Raw genomic sequence first — 19,005 nt, forward strand, 5'->3', positions numbered from 1 at the left:
CGCGCCTCGTGCTGCCGTCGAGATCGATGGGGTGCTTGCCTGTTGTCGCTTGCCCCCCCAAAGGTCTCACGGATCGCGGATCAGGGGCAGCGTGGAACAGTGGATGCCGCCCCCGTTTTTGAGGATCTCGTCATACGGGATCTCGACCGTCTCGATGCCTGCTGCCTCGAGTCGCTCGCGTGTGCGGGGGCAGCCTGCCGGCATGATCACCCGGGCCGGTCGGACGGCGAGGCAATTGACGGCCTGCGGCTCGGTCGGCCAGACGTGGATGGGCTGGATGTCGAGCTCGCGAAGCAAATCGAGGAACCAGTACGGAAGACGCGTCAGATTGATGAGCGCTTTGTCGTAATCGACCATCACGCAGGCACCATCGAGGTGGAGCGCATAGCCGGGGAGGGGAACCCGGACCAGGCGCACGCCTTGCTCGGCGAGGACAGCCTCCAATTGCCGAACTCCGGCCTCGTTTTGCCGATAGGACATGCCGACCGCGACCGTCGAGTCATTCAGCCAGCAGACGGATCCTCCTTCCAGGAGTCCCGTACCGTGGATGGTGTGCAGGATCGGCATGCCGAGTTCGGCGAGGAGGCGGGTGATGAACGCTTCCTCGCCGCGGCGGCCAGCCTGTGGGTGGCGCCCGACGAGGCCGAGACGACAGACGACAGCACCTCCTTTGACGGCGACCGCCATATCGCGCGTAAAGACGGCATGCGGGTCGCGAGATGGGCAGTCGACGGAAACGACTTCGACGCCCTCGGCCCGAAGAGCGTTCACCAGCGCGTCGTGCTCGGCTTGCATGCGGGCGATGTCAGGCGGGTTGCTGTCGCGCCAGTACCACTGGTTCTCCTCGTCGATGTAGGCGCCGATGGTCGGGTCGTAGTGTCCCTCTGGCTGGACGGTGAGCATCTCGTCCCCGGGGCGGTGCACGACACAGAGCCGGAGCCGTCCGACGTCGTTCTCGACTCCCCAGCGGCGTCCCCACACTCGTTCCTGCATCTCGGGTGCTTCGAAAGCTGGCTCAGCTTTCGGGATCATCCGCTCCAGGACGAGGTGATAGTACGCCTCGGTCTGGCGCAACGTGCTCGGCCGCTCGCTCGTATCCATACGCTGGCTCCTTAACAGGCTCTGCTGCTCGTCACGGGCATTGTCACGCCGACCGGCTCGGTTGCCAAGCGTCGTCCGGCCGATGCACGCGCAGGAACAGGCTGAAAAGCGGGTCGGCAGGGTTGCGCGATCGAGAAGCGTCCGACACGCCGCAGCTTCTCGGTGATGGTTCCTGGTGACAGGCTGCTCGCGTCGGTAAATCGGTTCTCACGAGACGAGCGCGGGCTGATCGCGCGGCTGCGCCTCGGCACGAGCGATGGTAGGGTACTCCTCGAGACCGGTGAGGCGGTCGTTTCGTCTCGCTCTCTTCATCTGCAAGGAGGGATATCGTGCTCGAGGGAAGCTACCACAACCATCCGGGGTATTGCGACGGCTCAGGGACGGTCGAGGCGTACATCGAAACGGCGCGGGAGGCGGGACTGGCGGCGGTAGGGTTTTCGTCGCATGCACCTGTACCGTTTCCGTGCGACTGGACGATGACGGTCGAACGCTTCCAGCAGTACCTGACTGACGTGCGGGCAGCGCGGGAGCGCTGGTTGGGGCGATTTCCCGTGTGGTTGGGGGTCGAACTCGATTACCTGGAACCAGCGTTGGTTCCCGAGGGGATGGCCTTCCAACGAGCGGTCGTGCTGAGCAGCGGCCTCGATTATGCGGTCGTGAGCCTGCACTTCATGGGGCGAGACCCAGAGGGTCAGCTGTGGGCAGTCGACGAGTCGGCTGAGGCGTTCGCTCGGCAACTCGAGGATGTCTATCGCGGCGACGTTCGCCAGCTGATCGAGGAGTATTATGGCCTCCTCGCCCGACTGGCTGACTGGGCAGCGCGGCTGGACCTGCCTGTCGTCATCGGTCATTTGGACAAGGTCAAGCAGTGGAACGTGGGAGAGCGCTACTTCGACGATTCGGCTGCCTGGTACCGAGCCGCCGTGGAGCGAGCACTGCTGGCGATCAGCCGGGCAGGGTTGCCGATCGAGTTGAATACGTCTGGACTCCGCCGCCCGATCGGTGCGCCTTATCCCGGGGAATGGATCCTGCGACGATGCCGGGAACTGGGGATTCCAGTGCTGATCGGTGCTGATGCCCATCGGCCCGAGGATGTGGCAGCTGGTTTCAGTGAGGCGCGGGCGCTCCTCAGTGCCGCTGGGTACCGGGAAACGCTCGTCCTGACCGAGCGAGGGTGGAAGACTGTGCCACTCGCCTGATCGCTAGAGGTTGTCCTACAGCGACGCGGCGAACCTGCTATGATTTCGCCGCGGACGAGGAGGGACGCCAGCGTGAGCGCCTATCCGAAGCACATTCAGGACTTTTTGCACCTTTTGGAGACCTCGCCGGAGTTCCGGGCGCTGGTCCGTTCCTTGTTGCTTTCGGAGGAGCTCTTGCAGCTTCCGGATCTGGTGCGGTCACTCGCGGCCACGCAGGAGCGATTGGCACAGCAGTTGGAATCGTTCCAGCAAGCGGTGGAGCGTGCGCTGGCGGCAGTCAGTGCGCAACAAGCCGAGACCGCGGCTCAGATCGCTGCGCTGGTTGACCGGATGGAACAGGTGGAGCAGCAGCAGGCGGCCACGACCGAGCAGATCCGCCAACTCACCGCCAGTATAGAGCGGGTGGAAGCGCAGATCGAGGCATTGACTGCCCGCATGGAGCGGGTGGAAGCGCAGATCGAAGCCTTGACCGAACGGATGGAACGGGTCGAAGCCCAGATCGGGGCCCTGACCGAGCGGATGGAGCGGGTGGAGGCGCAGATCGAAGCGCTGACTGCCCGCATGGAGCGGGTGGAGGCACAGATCGAAGCCTTGACCGCGCGGATGGAACGGGTGGAGGCGCAGATCGAGGCGCTGACTGCCCGCATGGAGCGGGTAGAAGCGCAGATCGAAGCCTTGACCGCGCGGATGGAACGGGTGGAGGCGCAGATCGAGGCGCTGACTGCCCGCATGGAGCGGGTAGAAGCGCAGATCGAAGCCTTGACCGCGCGGATGGAACGGGTGGAGGCGCAGATCGAGGCATTGACTGCCCGCATGGAGCGGGTAGAAGCGCAGATCGAAGCCTTGACCGAGCAGATGCAGCAGATGGCGGCTCAGATTGCCGCGCTCACCGAGCGGATGCAGGATTTCGAGCGTCGTCTGGAGCGTGTCGAACGGGATCTCGGCCGCCTCAAGGGACTCGTCCTTCCGTTGGTGGTCGAGCGTCGGTTCGGTGGCCTCTTCCGCAAGATCCTGCGGCGCCCGCGTGTCTTGCCCAGTGAAGAACTCACACGCCTGGTCGAAGATGGCGCGGACGCCGGCCTCCTGGACGAACGGGAGGCGGAGCAACTTCTGCTGGTCGATCTCGTGCTGGAGGGGCGCGACGCGACGGACGGAGGCGAGCCGATCTACGTCGTCTGCGAGATATCCTGGGGTGTAGGGATCTCGGACATCCTCCGCGCTCGTGAGCGGGCGGCGCTCCTGGAGCGTGTCGCCCGACGGCCAGTCCGCCCGGCCGTGTTGGGAACCTGGCTCACCCGGGAGGGCGAAGAGGCGCTCGCCGACGTGACGTACGTGGCGGTCCCCGAATCGTTCTTCGACTGAGTGCCACGCTGGATCGCGCTTCGGTCGTGCACCAGATCGGATCGTCCTTCAGGCATGCTGCCTCTGGCAAGCTTCAGCCAGCGAAGCACTGCCTCGCCAACCAGATACCCCCTCGCCGATCAGCGGATGCCGACGACAGGTGCCCAGTGGGCTCCCTCAGGTGAAGAGGGAGCTTGTTCATCCCTCTGGCCAGCACAAGAGTAGACGAGCACAGTGTGGGCAAGCGCTGCGAGACGCTGAGACCGCTGCCAGGCTCAGGATGCGGGCCGTCCGGCTGGCGCGAGCCGCGAGCGCTCCAGCCGTCGGAGAGGCTGCGGTGACCTCCTCACCGATGCGGCCACTGCCGGCTCGAGGGGTGAACTGAACACTCGCGCCGCCTGCCTGGTCCGCGAGTTGGGTGCCGACATGCTCTCGCGTGCTGCGCTCTCCGCGCTGCGAACCCGCCTGGAGTCGATCCGCGGCCGTGGATCGACCCCAGCTGCTCTCCAATTGGATACCTTACTCGCTCAACTCACTGCTTTGTCGCGCAGTGCAGCGAGCACGCGCTCGGGCGTGATGGGGAGCTCGCTCAGGTGCACGCCGATGGCATCAGCGATCGCGTTGGCGATGGCTGCAGCGGTCGGAACGACGGGCGGCTCACCGACTCCCTTCGCCCCGAACGGACCGATCGGCGAGGGAACCTCGACGAGTTCGACGGCGATCGGCGGTAGCTGGCTCGCTTTGGGGAGATCGTAGTCGAGGAAGGAGGGGTTGAGCGGTTGGCCGTTCTCGCTCCAGCGCATCGCCTCGTGCAGAGCCCACCCGATACCTTGGCCGACACCACCGTGCACCTGCTCCTCGACGAGTGCTGGGTTGAGTGCGCGCCCGACGTCCTGGATCGCGACCAGATCGAGCACCTCCACCTCGCCGGTGTCCGGGTCGACCGCGACGTGTGCGATTTGCGCGTTGAAGCCGGGGGACTGCTGGCGGACGACGCTCCGGCCGGTGCCGTAGACGGGTGCATATTTGCCACCGAAGACCATGCTCCGGTGTGCGATCTCGCTGAGCGTGATCTGCCGATCGGGCATACCGCGGACGCGGATCGCGCCATCGACGAGTTCCAGGTCCTCGGGTGCAGCTTCGAGTTCGTTGGCAGCGATCTCCAAGAGCTGCCGTTTGGCATCCTCCGCTGCTGCTTGCACCGCGAGTCCGACCGTGTAGGTGATCTTGCTCCCTCCGCTCATCCCCGCGTAGGGAGCACCGTCGGTCGGCAGGAGCTTGACCCGGATTCGCTCGACTGGCTGTTCCAGCACTTCTGCCGCGATCATGGCGAGAACCGTATGCGTGCCGGTAATGTCGATGGCACCGAGCGTGACGGTGAAGGTGCCGTCGTGATTCAGCCGAATGTTCGCTGCACAGGGTTCGATACCGCCCGGCCATCCACCGACCGCGATGCCCCAGCCTTCGTTGGGGCGGCGCTGGCGTGAACGCCAGAGGGGGTGTTGCCGGGCCCGCTCGAGGACGTCGACGAGCCCGATCGGAGGCCAGGGGACACCGTTCGGCTGAAGATCACCCGTTCGCGCGGCGTTGCGGAGACGCAGCTCGAGGGGATCCTGCCCGATCGCCCGCGCGAGTTCGTCGATCAGCTGCTCGAGCGCAAAGGTGGCTTGGGGAACTCCTGGTGCGCGATAGGCCCCCGTCCCTGGCTTATTGGTGAGAACCTCGTAGCCGAGGAGATCGAGATGTTCCCAGCGGTAGGTTCCACCCAAGAGAAGGAGCGCGATAGTGACTGGCGCGCCGGGGTAAGCACCCGAGTCGAAGATGACCCGGGCGCGGAGCGCGGTGAGCGTGCCGTCGCGGCGAGCACCAGCCCGGAGCTCGAAGATCGCGGCGGGAGCCGGTGTGGCGAGCAGGAACTCTTCGGTTCGGGTCAGGACGAGCTTGACCGGCCTGCCGAGCCGCAATGCGACCGCTGCGACCAGAGGCTCGAGGAGGACGGTCTTGCCGCCGAAGCCGCCTCCGACCTCCATCGGAACGATCGTCACCATTTCGTGGGGGAGACCGAGCGTGGTCGCGGTCACGTTGCGGCAATAGAACTGACCCTGTGTGGTCGTATAGATGGTGACGCCGCCATCGGGTCGGGGCACAGCCACCGAGGCATGCGGCTCGAGGTATGCCTGGTGGACGAATGGTGTCCGGTAGGTTCGCTCGATCACGACATCGGCGCTGGCGAAACCCTGCATCACGTCACCCCGCTGGAAGCGCACAGCGTTGGTGACGTTGGCCGGCAGACGCCGGACATCGAGTTCTTCTCCGCCCGATACCGTGGCATGCATGCCGGCTTCTGCCCACTCGCCTTCGAGTTCTTTGGGGCGGATCACCGGGGCCTCGGGTGTCATGGCCGCCAGTGGATCGACGACCGCTGGAAGTTCGTCGTATTCGACCTCGACGAGTGCCGCTGCATCGGCGGCCACGTACGGTGATTCGGCGACGACGATCGCGACCGGCTGGCCAGCGTAGATGACCTTGTCCCGTGCCAAAAGATGCCGGGCTCGCTCGGCCGGTTCCGGGCCCTCGGGAAGGAGATCGTGGCCAGTGAAAACGGCGACGACACCCGGGGTGCGGCGTGCTGCGTCGCAATCGATGCGGACGATCCGGGCGTGTGCGTACGGACTGGTGACGAGCCGGGCATGGAGAAGCCCGGGAAGGTGCAGGTCGTCGGTATAACGCGCGTCGCCGCGCAACTTCGGTTCGGCATCGCGTCGCTTGAGCGGTTTCCCGAGCACGGTCGTCATCGCTCGAGGCTCCCTTCCCCGTCGTTCCCACCACGCTGACCCAGTGTACGATGCTCTCCGCTCACCGAGAAGCTGTCCGATCGGGACAGTGTCGGCGGTGGTCGTCCTGAGCATGGGGTCTACCGTGCTCGCCATCGGATCGGTAGGATGTTGCTGCATGACGGTCGTGCGAGCTTGTCGAGGCACCACGGCCCCCTTCGATGCGGTCGCTGGTCCGTTGCAGGAAGGATGAGCAGCCCGATGAGCGGGGGGAAGATCGCTGTTCTTTGCCCGAACCTCGGCTTGGATCGGATCGGGTCGCTCGGGTCGCTCGCACCTGGCACGGTCATGCGCTTCCGCTCGATCCTCACCTCGGCAGGCGGGAAGGGACTGAATCTCGCTCGTGCGGCTGCAGCGCTGGAGTCCGAAGCGTGCGTGGTGGGTTTCCTCGGGGGGTGGATCGGCCGTCTGGTGGCAGAACTCGCTGGCAACGAGCGGCTCAGGGTGCACCCCTACTGGATCGAGGCGGAGACACGGGTCAACACGATCGTGCTCGAGGACAGCGGGCGGGTAACCGTCTTCAATGAGGAAGGTCCTCGACTCGAGGCGAGTCTGGCGTCTGGACTGCTCGACCTGCTCGGATCGCACCTCGTCGAGGGCGCGCTCGTCGTGGCGATCGGATCGCTGCCGCCTGGCCTCCCGTCGACGCTGTACGCCGACTGCGTCGGGCTCGCCCGCTCGCGCCATTTGCCCATCATCGTGGACGCCGCGCGGGAAGCACTCGTCGCAGTGCTCGCGGCCGAGCCGGACATCCTGGCGCCCAACGTTTTCGAGGCCGAGGGCGCGCTGGGACGAGCGAGCGCCGAGCTCGTCACCGACGATCCGGCCGAACTCCGCGAACGGTCTCTCGCCGCCGCGAGGGAACTCGCCCGGGCAGTACGGCAGGCGGCGATCGTCAAAGCGGGAGCAGCCGGTGCGGCGGTCGCGACGCGCGACCAGTTGTGGTTCGCAACGGCGCCGCCTGTGGTCACCCGCAACCCGATCGGCGCAGGAGACGCCTTCGCGGCTGGCTTCGCAGCGGGGATCGCGCGTGGTCTGCCGCTCGTGGAGGCGGTCCGGCTCGCCGTCGCGGCTGGCTCGGCGAGTGTGGAGACACTCCAGCCGGGGGCGCTCGACGAGGAGCGGGTCGCGGAGCTCTTCGCGCACGTCCGCGTCGAGGCGATCGGTCACGGCTGAGCACGATGCCCTTATACGTGCCGGGAGAACGTGCGGCGTGGATACCGTGATGGATCGACCTCAGCAAAGCAGGATTCCATCCGTCCGAGCATGAACGGTCGCCCGGTTGCTCGCGAAACGACAGTGGGCGGCACGGCTAAGGCGTCCGATCTTCCGACGACGCGGCTGCTGGTTTCGAGTACAGCTCGTTTTCCGGTATGTCGCTGCGGTGTGCGGTGCGTCGCGAGGGCCCCCACCGCGGAAGCGATCGGGATCTTGACATCTCTCTCTCTGCTATCTTGGAGAATGTGATGATCGGTGTTCAGGTATGGCAGGTGACGGATAACGGAGGTCGACTGTGAGGCGTGTCCTGGTCGTCATCGGAGTTTTGGTCGTCGTCTTCACCCTTGTGGTCGGGGCAGCGCAGGCGGCATATGGACAATTGTTTTACGAGTGGTCAGCGAGTGGAATCAAGCCAAGAGGCGGGTTGTGGTCCTACTCGGGGAACTACCTAGGACGTACAGACTGGAACCCGCTCCCTGGAGTCAATGTGCTGACCCGTCATGAAAGCAGCGTCTACGTCCGGAACCCGACGAGCGACATCCGCTCCCCAGGCACGGTTCTTTACTTCATCCACGATGGACAAGTCCGAAGGACGGTTTCTTCTTACGCTTGGACGATGACCGGTTGTGGCGCAATCTATCCTCCTGGCGGGCTGGTGTTCGGCGGTTGTACCACCAACTCGCAATATCTCGGTAGCTTCGACAGCACGAGGCGTGCGCAGGATCGCGGAACGTGGGCGTTCTTCCTCTGCGACGCCGCTGGATGTTACGGGGGCGTCAGCCGCGACCGGACCTGGACGCTCTAGTAGGAGGTCGTCATGCGGTACCGGATCGGAACAATCGCTTTGCTCGGTTTGCTCGTGCTGGTTGGCGCGGTGGCCTTGGCGCGGAGCTCGGGGCTGACTGCCCCGTTCCCGGGTATCGACCGCGTCGAGTCGGCGGCAGAGGCCGCACGAAACGGTGACCGCGAAACAGTGCTGTTGGTGGCAGACAAGCCGATCACCGCGGCCGAGCTGACCGAGATGGAGCACTGGGTGGCGGCCAACCTCGCCTGGATGGGTGAGGTGGGAACCCGGATGGCGGTGACCGACGAGCAGCGAGCGTTCCTCGAGCGGCAGGCGCGCCTGATCGAGGAGTACGGGAAGCCGACGGTCGCGCTGGCGGCCCTCATCGTCGATCGGACATTGGAAGCTGAGGCCCAGCGGCAAGGGCTGTGGCCGGACGAGCGAACGGTGCAGGCCCGCGTGGAGCGGGATCGCGACCTCGCAGCGACCAGTGACGACCCGCGGATCAAGGCGTATCTCCAGGCGTTCGGCGAAACTGCGTTCTGGCAGGTGCACTATCCGCGGGTGGTTGCCCTGGAGATCGCGAAGGAGCGACTCTACCAGGAACGGACGAAGGACGAGCCGGACCCGACCCGGCGCCAGGCACGCTGGCTCGCCGAGGAGCGGGCACTCGTGCTCGGGGCGCCGATCGAGGTCGTCGTGCCAGAGCGGTTGCCGGCCAGCATCGATGCAGCGGTAGAGTATTTGAAGCAGTACTACGATCTCCAGTCGAGCGTCTCCAGCACAGGATAGTTAACGGGCTGACTCGTGCACTCGCTGCACCGATGGCGTGGTCTACCATCCTGCGCGCGGTGGCGGTGCGGCGATCAGCTGCTCGTGAGGGACATTTCGACGCTCGACACCGCTCCGGGTGGTGACACGGCACAGCGTGCTTGCGGCCAGAATCGCGGTGCGTCACCGACCCGGAGTGGCGAGCTTCTGCTGCCCAGCCTGCCGGGGAGATTCGAGTTCTCGAACACCGAGCGGGTAGGGCAGGCGCGATGGCCGAGACGTCAGTGCCTAGCGGGCTCCTGGCTGCCAGTCCTTTGGGCTTTGGAACGAGCGTTCGCGGGGCGAAGGACCGAGGAACCGGCAGAGGTGAGAGCTGGCAACCGGTCGGTACCTGACGAACTCGACGAGTCGGTCACCGAGGGCAGGCGTGACCGTTCGCGGCGGCCGATCCTGACGAGCGGAGAACAGAGCGACCTCGCGGCGTGTCCAGGAGGCGGGGGCGCTCCGTTGCAACAGAGCTGGTCGGAGCGGGCAGCGGTGAGCCAGTGGCCCAGTACGGACGTGCGGAGACGCTCAGCGCGCCGACGGTGCGCGAGTTCGCTCACTACTGGTCATTTCGCTCAGCTGGAGGAAAGTGCGGGTGTCTCGCATGCGTCGCGGACTCTCGGGCCAATGCATCCGCGAGACCTTTCGCTCCTCCGTCCGGTCACGGCGCTGGGGGAGGCTCGAGGCGAGCTCAGGGGGGGTCATCGGTTCCATCCTCGCTCTGTCTTTTTGTCGCTTTTCACCAGCGGACACGATCCTCTCCCTTATCTCGGCGCCTGGTGGCGGGCCGGGAGGGAGGCGAGCGGCAGCGCCTGCTGCTGGACCGCCCGCTCGCGTGGTCCTGCCCCGATGCTGCCTTCTTCGTCGCCAGGTGCCGGAACACGTGCCCTCCCGAAGAGGAAGCCTGGTGAACCCTCTGGCTGCCGCTCGGTCGGAAAGCGGGCCGTGCGCATGCCGGGTATCGTGCGCTCGCAGCAACCGCTCCGCGCCCTCCAAGGCGAAACGCTGCTACACTGGCTGCGGGCGAGGTCTGGGCGATCCTGCTGACCGCGACTCGGTCGCAGAGTCTTCCTTTGGTGAGCTTCTCGGGGTTCAGGCGTCGTGCGCTGGTCAGCTGGCGCGGTGGTAGTGCGAGCGTACGCTGAGTTGAACGACTTCCTGCCGGCGGCGGTGCGCCAGCGCTCGTTCGAGGTACCGCTCCCGTTCGGTGCGACCGTGCGTGATCTCGTCGCCGGGCTCGGCATCCCTCCGCCGGAGGTCGATCTCGTCCTCGTCAACGACGAGCCCGCCGATTGGGCTGTTCGTCTGAAAGACGGCGACCGAGTCGCGATCTATCCGGTGTTCGAAACGATCGATATTGGGTCGGTGCAACGATTGCGTCCCAAGCCGCTGCGCGAACCGCGTTTCATCTGCGATGTCCATCTCGGCCGCTTGGCTGCCTACTTGCGCCTGCTCGGCTTCGATACGCGGTACGAGCGCGAGGCAGACGACGCAACGCTGGTGGCATGGGCGGAGCGTGAGCGACGGATCGTGCTGACACGCGACCGGGAACTCTTGAAGCGGCGAGCCGTCACGCACGGGTATTGGCTGCGCTCGGCCCATCCGCGGGAGCAGCTTCTCGAGGTCGTCCGGCGTTTCGACCTGGTGGGCAGTCTGCGCCCGTTCGTGCGTTGCCCACGCTGCAACGGGTTACTCGTGTTGGTCGATCGCGAGGTGGCGCGGGCGCATGTCCCACCGCGTAGCTGGCAGCGTGCTCAGGAGTTCTGGCGATGCAGCGGCTGCAACCAGTTCTACTGGTACGGCACGCATTGCGAGCGAGTGGAGGAGCTGATCGCGTGGTTGCGGAGCGCCTTGTCGGGAGAGCCGACGCGACTGCTGGAGGCAGCATGCGAGCGCACCGCCGGAGACGCGCCATCCGGTGCGTGAGACGGCGGGGATCTCGGTGGAGCGCGCTGTGCGGTCTTCGGCGCGTCCGGACTTCTGCGGGATGAGCGTGATCAGCGCTGTCGGCGCGAGCCACTCTTCCCTGAACGGCGGACGCGATGGATCGCGTTGGCGATCACCGGTGTTCGTGGTGGGGTGAGGGTGTGAGCTCAGCGATTGTCGGTCTGTGTCGGCTCTCGCCGCGTTCGCGGAGTGCACGCTCGACTGAGGCTCGACGGTAGGGCGAGTGCCCTCGTCCAGGCGGGGCAGAATTGACGAAGGGATCCGGTTCGGGGGAGGATTGACCGGTCGAGCGTGCCTGGTGACCCTCGAGCGGGAAGCGGGAGGATGGAGCGATGGGGCCAGCGGAACGGGAGCGCTTCGACACGCTCATTCTCGGCGGTGAGGTGATCGACCCGGCGAACCAGCGCTTCGGCCGTTTCGACATCGGGATCCGCGAGGGACGGATCGTGCGCGTGGCGCGTTCTCTGGCGGATGCCATCGCCGAGCAAGTGATCGATGCGCGGGGTCAGATCGTGACGCCGGGTCTCATCGACCTCCATACGCACGTCTACTGGGGTGCGACCTACTGGGGAATCGAAGCCGATCCGATCGCTGCGCGGACCGGAGTGACGACCTGGCTGGACGTCGGAAGTGCCGGAGCCTACACGTTTCCTGGTTTTCGCCGGTACATCGTCGAGCCGAGCCGGGTTCGGATTCTTGCACTTTTGAATCTCTCCTCGATCGGCTTGGTCGCCCCAACGTGGGAGTTCGCCAATCTCGACTATTGCGACCTCGAGCTCGCTGCCGCGATGATCGAGGCGAACCGCGACGTCATCCTCGGCGTCAAGGCGCGCATCGATGCCAATACCACGCGCGGTGTCGGGATCCGACCGCTCGAGCTGGCTCGAGAGCTCGCTGACCAGCTCGGACTTCCCCTCATGGTGCACATCGGGAACGGCCCACCGTCGATCGACGAGGTAGCCGCGCTCTTGCGCCCCGGTGACATTCTGACCCACTGTTTCACGGGTGGAACCATGCGGATTCTCACTCCGGATGGGCGGGTTCACCCCCGCATCCGCGAGTTGCACGAGCGCGGACTGGTCCTCGATATCGGGCATGGTGCAGGTTCGTTCAGCTTCGAGGTCGCCGAGCGGCTCCTGGCCGAGGGGATCGTGCCGGACGTCATCTCGAGCGATATCCACCAGCTGGCGATCCAGGGACCGATGTTCGACCTCCCCACCACGCTCTCCAAGTTCCTGGCGCTGGGACTCTCGCTGGCGGAGGTCATCGAGCGGGCGACGGTACGACCGGCCAAGATCATCGGCCGGCCGGAACTGGGGAGCTTGGCTGAGGGGACGCCAGCGGATATCGCCCTGTTCCAGGTGGTCGAGGGGATGTTCACTTTCTACGACGTGGCGATGCAGGCGCGGTCTGGCGACCGGCTTCTCGTCAATACGCTGACGATGGTCGATGGACGAATCGTGCCCCGGCAAGAGCCGAGTGCGCTCCATCCCTGGGCGCAGCTTCCCGAACACCAGCGCCCGATCGTCCAAATCGGACATCCCTACCGAGTCATGCAGGCACGAGGAGGCTGAATGAGCGAGCGCGATGGCGTCCTCATGCGGGAGCAACTGGCAGCACTGCTCGCGGCGGATCCACCTTTGCTCCGCGACCTTCCGGCGGTCGAGGCGCAACTTCAGCCGCACGGGATCGATTTGACTGTCTGGTCGGTCGCGCGCTTCGCAAGTGCTGGCCAGGTCGGCGAGATCGACGAAGAGCGTCGCCTGCCGGAGCTGGAGGTGGTCGAGCCGGATCGTGATGGCTGGTGGGAGCTCGAGCCAGGCCCGTACCTCGTGCGCTTCACCGAAACCGTGACGCTCCCACCGGACTGCATGGCCTATGCCCGCCCGCGCTCGAGTCTGCTCCGCTGTGGCGTCGCGGTGCACACCGCGGTCTGGGATGCCGGATACTCGGGGCAAGGGGTAGCACTGCTCGTCGTTTACAATCCGAAAGGCTTTCGGCTGCGCCGCTGTGCCCGCATCGCCCAACTCGTGCTGCACCGGCTGGAGCGGCCTGTCAGCGAGGGATACCGTGGCATGTACCAGGGCGAGCGCGGCTGAGGCACAGCGGAAATACTGCGCTGTCCCCCGGCAAGTTAGAGGGGAGGTGAGTCATGGCTGCCGAGCGGGCCGCGCTGTTCCTGGCGACGCGACTCCCGACGGACCCCAAGGAGGCCAAACGACGCCCTCATCCGGAGTCGGAGCTGGCAGACCAGGAGGCGCGGTTGCGCGAACTGGCTGCGCGCGAGTGCTACCACGTGACGCGCGTTTTCAGCGAGATCCTCCCCGAGTTTCCGGAGCAACGTCCGGGTCTCAAGGCGCTGCGCACGGCGATGTGGCTGCGCGAGATCGACGTCATCCTGGTGCCGTCACCGGAGTGCCTCTATCGGGATCCCGAGCGACTCAAGGCGTTCTTGATCGAGGCGCGGACGCTCGGGGAGCGTGTCGAATTCCTGGAGGTACCGCCGCTGTACGCTTGGGTCGTGAAAGAGTACGGGTGGCCGCGCGAGTGGTCGAGATGAACGAGGGGAAGATATGCTGAGGCGGATCATCGGTGCGCTGCGGCTCGACCCTACGGTCTACCGGGAGCTCCGCGATGATCCGACCGCCACGGTGCCGGCACTCCTGTTCGTCCTGCTCTGTGTCCTGGCAGCTGGCGTCGGCGGGTTACCCGGCGGTGGTCTGACCGCCTTCGGCATCGTGGCTGCTTCTGCCTTCGTGTCCTGGACGATCTTCGTCGTCGCGGCTTACCTCTTCGGCACGAAAGCGTTGCCGGGGCCGGAGACCGAGGCGACGTTGGGAGCGCTGGTGCGGACACTCGGCTTCGCCCTGGCGCCGAGTCTCTTGCTCGTTTTCGGAGTCGTTCCCGCGCTCCAGCTGGTCGTCGTGCCGCTGGCTTTTGTCTGGACTTTCTTCGCGACGCTCATGGCGCTCCGAGAAACACTGGCGGTCGGCACGCTGCGGGCGTTGCTGGTCGCGGTGCTCTCGTACGGTGCTGCTGCTCTCCTCGGCAGTATCTTGACGCCACCGGGACCATCCGGCTGAATGCAGAGCGTGACCTGCTTCAGCCGGGGAAGGGAGGGAATGGATGAGCGGAGCAGCGACGGAACGAGCCGCGCAGCGACGGGTTCCCGTGGAACGTCTGCGACGCCGACTCGATCCGATGACCTTGCCGTTCCAAACGACAGCCGAAGTGGATCCCGTTGTGGGGACGGTCGGGCAACCGCGGGCGCTGGAAGCGCTCGAGTTCGGTCTGGAGATCGCGTCCTACGGGTACAACGTCTACGTCGCGGGGCGTCCTGGCTCCGGTCGCGAGAGCACAGTGCTCCGTCTCGTGGAGCAGATCGCGGCGAAGCGTGCGACACCGCCTGATTGGGTTTACGTGCACAACTTCCAGGATCCCGAACGTCCCGTCGCGATCGCGCTGCCAGCTGGACGTGGAGCGCAGCTGGCGCGCGACATGGATGAGTTCCTGCGAGCTGCTCAGCAAGCGATTCCGCGAGCGTTCGAGAGCGAAGAGTACGACCGGCGGCGCCGGGCGATCATCGATCGCTTGAACCAGGAACGGGAACGGTTGTGGGAGGGCGTGCAGCAGTTCGCGCAGCAGCTGGGCTTCACGGTGGAGCTGACGCCAGCGGGGGTGATCAGCCTGCCGCTGGTACAGGGAAGGCCGCTGGCGCCGGAGGAGTACGAGCGGCTTCCACCACCGGTGCGCGAGGAGCTGGAGCGGCGCAACCAGCGGATCCAGGATCGCGTGGCCGATGCCTTGCGGGAGGTGCGTCGTCTCGAGCGCGAGACGGCCGAGCGCTTGCGCCAACTCGATCGGGAGGTCGCGCTCTTTGCGGTGGGCGGCCTGTTCGAGGAACTCCGCGAGCGGTACCAGGATCTTCCTCAGGTGCTCGCCTTCCTGGAGCAGGTGCGGGAGGATATTCCCGAGCACCTGCACGACTTTTTCCCGCCGCAACTCCCCGGTGTGCCAGCACCGATCGCCCAGCTGCAAGCGCTGCAACAGCAGGAGCATCTCGCGCGGTATCGCGTGAACGTGTTCGTCGACAACAGCCAAACGCGCGGTGCGCCAGTGATCTTCGAGCGAAATCCCTCGTACTACAACCTGGTCGGGCGAATCGATTACCGCGCCACGTTCGGCGCGATGGTGACTGACTTCAGCCAGATCCGTGCTGGAGCCTTGCACCGCGCGAACGGTGGCTTTCTGGTCGTCCATGTCCTCGACCTTCTGGCTAATCCGTTCGCCTGGGACGCGCTCAAGCGCGCGCTGATCACCCGCCAGGTCGTGATCGAGAATCTCGGCCAACAGTATGCTGTCCTGCCCACGGCGACACTGCGACCGGATCCGATCCCGCTCGACGTGAAGGTCGTCCTGGTCGGCTCGCCGTTCCTGTACTACTTTCTCGCTGCCTACGACGATGACTTTCGCGAGCTTTTCCGTGTACGGGCCGACTTCGCGCCGGACATGGACTGGAACGATCAACACGTGATGGGCTATGCGGCCTTCATCAGCCGGGTGGTGCGGGAACAGGGATTGCGCCACTTCGATCGCAGCGCGGTGGCGCGCGTGATCGAGTATGGAGCGCGCCAGGTCGAGCATCAGCGCAAGCTCTCGTCGCAACTCCTGGAGATCGGCAACCTGGTCGCGGAGGCGAGTTACTGGGCTAGCAAGGCTGGGCGCGAGATCGTGACTGCCGAGGATGTCGAGACGGCGATCCGCAAGAAGCGGTATCGTTCCGACCTTCTCGCCGAGCGGGTGCGCGACCTGATCGCCGAAGGAACGCTCAAGATCGAGACGAGCGGCGCGCGGGTGGGGCAGATCAATGGCCTGGCGGTCATCGAGCTCGGTGACTTCGCCTTCGGGAAACCCTCGCGCGTGACCGCGCGCGTCTCGCTGGGGCGCGGCAATCTGATCAGCATCGAGCGCGAGATCGCGCTGTCCGGCCCGATCCACTCGAAAGGCTTCTTGATCCTCTCCAACTACTTGGCGGGTGCCTATGCCCAGGATTTTCCGCTCGCCATAACCGCGTCCATCACCTTCGAGCAGGCGTACGAGGAGATCGAGGGTGACTCGGCTTCCTCGACCGAGCTCTATGCCTTGCTTTCGGCGCTTTCCGGACTCCCGATCAAGCAAGGGATCGCAGTTACCGGATCGGTGAACCAGTACGGCGACGTGCAGGCGATCGGTGGCGTGAACGAAAAGATCGAGGGGTTCTTCGCTGTCTGCAAGGTGCAGGGGCTGACCGGTGAGCAGGGTGTCATCATCCCGACGGCGAATGTCCAGCACCTGATGCTGGATGAAGAGGTGATCCAGGCGGTCGCCGAGGGGAAGTTCCACATCTGGGCGGTCGACTCGGTCGATCAGGGGATCGAGATCTTGACTGGTGTACCGGCTGGCGAGCGTCAGCCCGATGGGACGTATCCAGAGGGGACGGTCCACCGTCTGGTGATGGATCGGCTGCGCGAATATGCCGAGCGCATGCGCGACTTCGGCCGCCGGGAGGAACGCGAGGAGCGGTCGGAGCGAACCGAGGCGGCCGATCCGGAGCCAGCTGGCGAGCACTAGCGACGCTGGACCAGGCGTTCCCGGATCCGCTCCGCGAGGAGCTCGATCCCGCGTGTCCGCTGCTCCGGCTCGGCTGGTGCGATGCCGAACCAGCGCAGGAGCAGGGCGACCACAGCAGCGAGGATCGCGGCTGCCGCAGCGACGAGCGCGAGCAAGAGGATGCTCATCGTCGCCTTCCTCGTGGACATGGCGTGTCAGGCAGCACAGGCACGCCCGGTGCGCCTCGTCGGGACCCGGCCGTGGAACTGCTTTGGGCGCAGTCCGTGAAGGAGCTCGGCCGAGCGATCAGGTGGTACCAGCCTCGTCGCGAGCGAGCGGCTCTGGCTATCCTTCCTGCCGTGCAGGGAGGAGGCGGCGCCGGATGACCGGCGTCGCGCAGCCAGCGAGGAGATGTGACGATCGAGTGGATGAACCTGGGCACGCTCATCTTTCTGATCGGATTCGTGGTGTTACCGCTCGTGATCCTGGCGATATCGCTCTGGGCGTTGCTCAGCGAGCGCTCCCGTCGTGCGTGCCGGCATCAGGAACCAGCCGAGCGTTCGCCAGCAGATCCCCCGAGCCCGAACGCGTCGTGAATCGCTGGAACGGCGCGTGCGACCTCGTCTTCGCGGATCACGAATGAAATGTTGAGTTCCGACGACCCTTGCGCGATGGCGACGATGTTGATGCGATGTTGGCCGAGGGTCCCGAAGACGCGGCCGGCGACACCGGGTGTCCCGCGCATCCCGGCACCGACGACGGCGACGATGGCCATACCGGGTTCTTCCCAGAGGCGTGCGACGCGTCCCTTGAGGAGATCGAGTTCGAACTCCCGCTCCAGCGCACGCAACACTTTGCTGGCATCGGTGCGCCGGACGACAAAACCCAGGCTGTGCTGGGACGACGCCTGGAAGACCATAAAGACGTTGACGCCAGTCCGGCCGACGGTCTCGAAGACGCGGGCAGTGACGTCGGCGACGCTGAGGAAGCCGGATCCCTCGACGGTGATGACGCTCACGCCGGGAATCGCGGTGATCGCCTTGACCACCGAACCGTTCGAGCTGGTGTCCGGGCCGATACGTGTGCCCGGGTGCTCGGGGTTGAAGGTGTTCTTGATCCAGATCGGAATGCCACGCTCGGCAGCCGGTTGCATGGTGCGCGGGTGGATCACCTTGGCGCCGAAGTAGGCGAGTTCGGTCGCCTCGGCGAAGGAGATCGCGGGAAGCGTGCGCGCACTGGGGACGAGTCGCGGATCAGCCGTCATGACGCCATCGACGTCGGTCCAGATCCACACCTCGTCGGCGTCGAGCGCGTGAGCGAGGATCGAGGCGGAGAAGTCGGACCCGCCGCGGCCGAGCGTGGTGACCGCACCCTTCGGCGTGGCACCGAAGAAGCCGGTGACGACGGGCAGCTTGCCAGCTTCGAGAAGCGGGACGAGGATCGCCTCGGCGCGCGCCCGGGTTTCGTCGAGCAACGGGTTGGCGCTCCCGAAGTGGTCATCGGTCACGATGACCTTGTCGCTGTCGACCGGCACGGCTGGGATACCGCGTTCCTCGAGGACAGCTGCTATGAGGACTGCACTCATCCGCTCGCCGAAGGAGACGATCCAGTCCTGAGCACGCGGCGAGAGGTCGCGGAGTACGTGGACCGACTCGACGAGGCGCGCACAACGGGTGGCGAGTTCGGTCAGGCGGCTCACCGTCGCCTCCAGGCGCGCTGCGGTCGGGATCAGTTCCGCGGCCGCCCCGCGATGTCGCTCGACGAGTTCCTGTTGGAGCCTCGCTGCTGCCTGCTCGTCTCCCTCGGCTGCAGCTTGAGCGGCCGCGATGAGCTGGTTGGTGACGCCGCTCATCGCCGAGACGACGGCAACGAGGCGGCCGTCACCGCGATAGGCGTCGGCGATGATCCGTGCCGTGCGATCGATCGCGACGGCATTGCCGACCGACGTTCCCCCGAACTTCATCACCCGCATCGCGTTGGAATCCTTTCTGGGAGCCTTCGGCTCCATACGTGCTCCAAAGCTTCTCGAAGGGGAAAGGATACTCGAACGCGTCTCACAGCATGCGGGACGAGCACGATCACCTCGCGAATCAGCTTATGGTCGGATGAAGACGGTGTCGATGGCAGGGTCGCTCTGAGTGCTCTCATGATGTCAGCAGCTCGGGCATACTGCTCT

At 65.7% G+C, this 19,005-nt stretch carries 15 protein-coding genes; 11 read left to right on the forward strand and 4 right to left on the reverse strand.

All coding sequences use genetic code 11. The features are described 5' to 3' along the window. Nucleotides 1–66 precede the first annotated feature (66 nt). On the reverse strand, nt 67–1,101 hold the full coding sequence (locus TRD_RS10995) for a dimethylarginine dimethylaminohydrolase family protein (RefSeq protein ID WP_012643027.1): 1,035 nt from the start codon (nt 1,099–1,101) through the stop codon (nt 67–69). Nucleotides 1,102–1,430: 329 nt separating this feature from the next. On the opposite strand from TRD_RS10995, the gene TRD_RS11000 reads away from it, so the two are divergent. Together TRD_RS11000 and TRD_RS11005 are read left to right on the forward strand one after the other, a co-directional pair. Then, entirely contained in the window at nt 1,431–2,300 is an 870-nt protein-coding gene (locus TRD_RS11000; RefSeq protein WP_012642734.1) for a histidinol-phosphatase, read from the forward strand. A 72-nt stretch (nt 2,301–2,372) separates the two neighbouring features. Further along, nucleotides 2,373–3,662: a coiled-coil domain-containing protein gene (locus TRD_RS11005; protein ID WP_012642843.1), complete on the forward strand. Its 1,290-nt coding sequence runs from the start codon at nt 2,373–2,375 to the stop codon at nt 3,660–3,662. Between the two features lie 506 nt (nt 3,663–4,168). On the opposite strand, the gene TRD_RS11010 is transcribed toward TRD_RS11005, so the two are convergent. Beyond that, nucleotides 4,169–6,436: a xanthine dehydrogenase family protein molybdopterin-binding subunit gene (locus TRD_RS11010; protein WP_012642845.1), complete on the reverse strand. Its 2,268-nt coding sequence runs from the start codon at nt 6,434–6,436 to the stop codon at nt 4,169–4,171. 240 nt (nt 6,437–6,676) lie between these two features. Between TRD_RS11010 and TRD_RS13905 the strand changes: the two genes are divergently transcribed. From TRD_RS13905 to TRD_RS11060, 9 genes are all read left to right on the forward strand, one after another. Then, nucleotides 6,677–7,651, forward strand: a complete 975-nt coding sequence (locus TRD_RS13905) for a 1-phosphofructokinase family hexose kinase (protein WP_012643305.1) — start codon at nt 6,677–6,679, stop codon at nt 7,649–7,651. Between the two features lie 337 nt (nt 7,652–7,988). Further along, the gene (locus TRD_RS11020) at nt 7,989–8,498 is read left to right on the forward strand and encodes a hypothetical protein (protein ID WP_012642498.1); all 510 of its coding nucleotides are present in this window, start codon (nt 7,989–7,991) and stop codon (nt 8,496–8,498) included. Between the two features lie 12 nt (nt 8,499–8,510). Beyond that, complete coding sequence (locus TRD_RS11025; RefSeq protein WP_012642378.1) at nt 8,511–9,269, forward strand: hypothetical protein; 759 nt, start codon at nt 8,511–8,513, stop codon at nt 9,267–9,269. A 1,146-nt stretch (nt 9,270–10,415) separates the two neighbouring features. Then, on the forward strand, nt 10,416–11,219 hold the full coding sequence (locus TRD_RS11035; protein ID WP_226980756.1) for a Mut7-C RNAse domain-containing protein: 804 nt from the start codon (nt 10,416–10,418) through the stop codon (nt 11,217–11,219). 353 nt (nt 11,220–11,572) lie between these two features. Further along, complete coding sequence (locus TRD_RS11040; RefSeq protein ID WP_012643272.1) at nt 11,573–12,814, forward strand: amidohydrolase/deacetylase family metallohydrolase; 1,242 nt, start codon at nt 11,573–11,575, stop codon at nt 12,812–12,814. Continuing rightward, complete coding sequence (locus TRD_RS11045) at nt 12,815–13,339, forward strand: deoxyuridine 5'-triphosphate nucleotidohydrolase (RefSeq protein ID WP_012642960.1); 525 nt, start codon at nt 12,815–12,817, stop codon at nt 13,337–13,339. 53 nt (nt 13,340–13,392) lie between these two features. Then, complete coding sequence (locus TRD_RS11050) at nt 13,393–13,800, forward strand: recombinase family protein (RefSeq protein ID WP_012642556.1); 408 nt, start codon at nt 13,393–13,395, stop codon at nt 13,798–13,800. Nucleotides 13,801–13,813: 13 nt separating this feature from the next. Further along, a complete protein-coding gene (locus TRD_RS11055; RefSeq protein WP_012643154.1) occupies nt 13,814–14,323 on the forward strand; it encodes a YIP1 family protein in 510 nt (169 codons plus the stop codon). A 43-nt stretch (nt 14,324–14,366) separates the two neighbouring features. Further along, the gene (locus TRD_RS11060; RefSeq protein ID WP_012642435.1) at nt 14,367–16,850 is read left to right on the forward strand and encodes a Lon protease family protein; all 2,484 of its coding nucleotides are present in this window, start codon (nt 14,367–14,369) and stop codon (nt 16,848–16,850) included. Here the strand turns inward: TRD_RS11060 and TRD_RS14915 are convergent. Together TRD_RS14915 and TRD_RS11070 are read right to left on the reverse strand one after the other, a co-directional pair. Continuing rightward, nucleotides 16,847–17,017, reverse strand: a complete 171-nt coding sequence (locus tag TRD_RS14915; RefSeq protein WP_012642756.1) for a hypothetical protein — start codon at nt 17,015–17,017, stop codon at nt 16,847–16,849. The genes TRD_RS11060 and TRD_RS14915 overlap by 4 nt on opposite strands. 353 nt (nt 17,018–17,370) lie before the next feature. Further along, complete coding sequence (locus TRD_RS11070) at nt 17,371–18,801, reverse strand: aspartate kinase (RefSeq protein WP_012642529.1); 1,431 nt, start codon at nt 18,799–18,801, stop codon at nt 17,371–17,373. Nucleotides 18,802–19,005 lie beyond the last annotated feature (204 nt).

Origin of the sequence: Thermomicrobium roseum DSM 5159, assembly GCF_000021685.1 — a bacterium.
Classification (GTDB): domain Bacteria; phylum Chloroflexota; class Chloroflexia; order Thermomicrobiales; family Thermomicrobiaceae; genus Thermomicrobium; species Thermomicrobium roseum.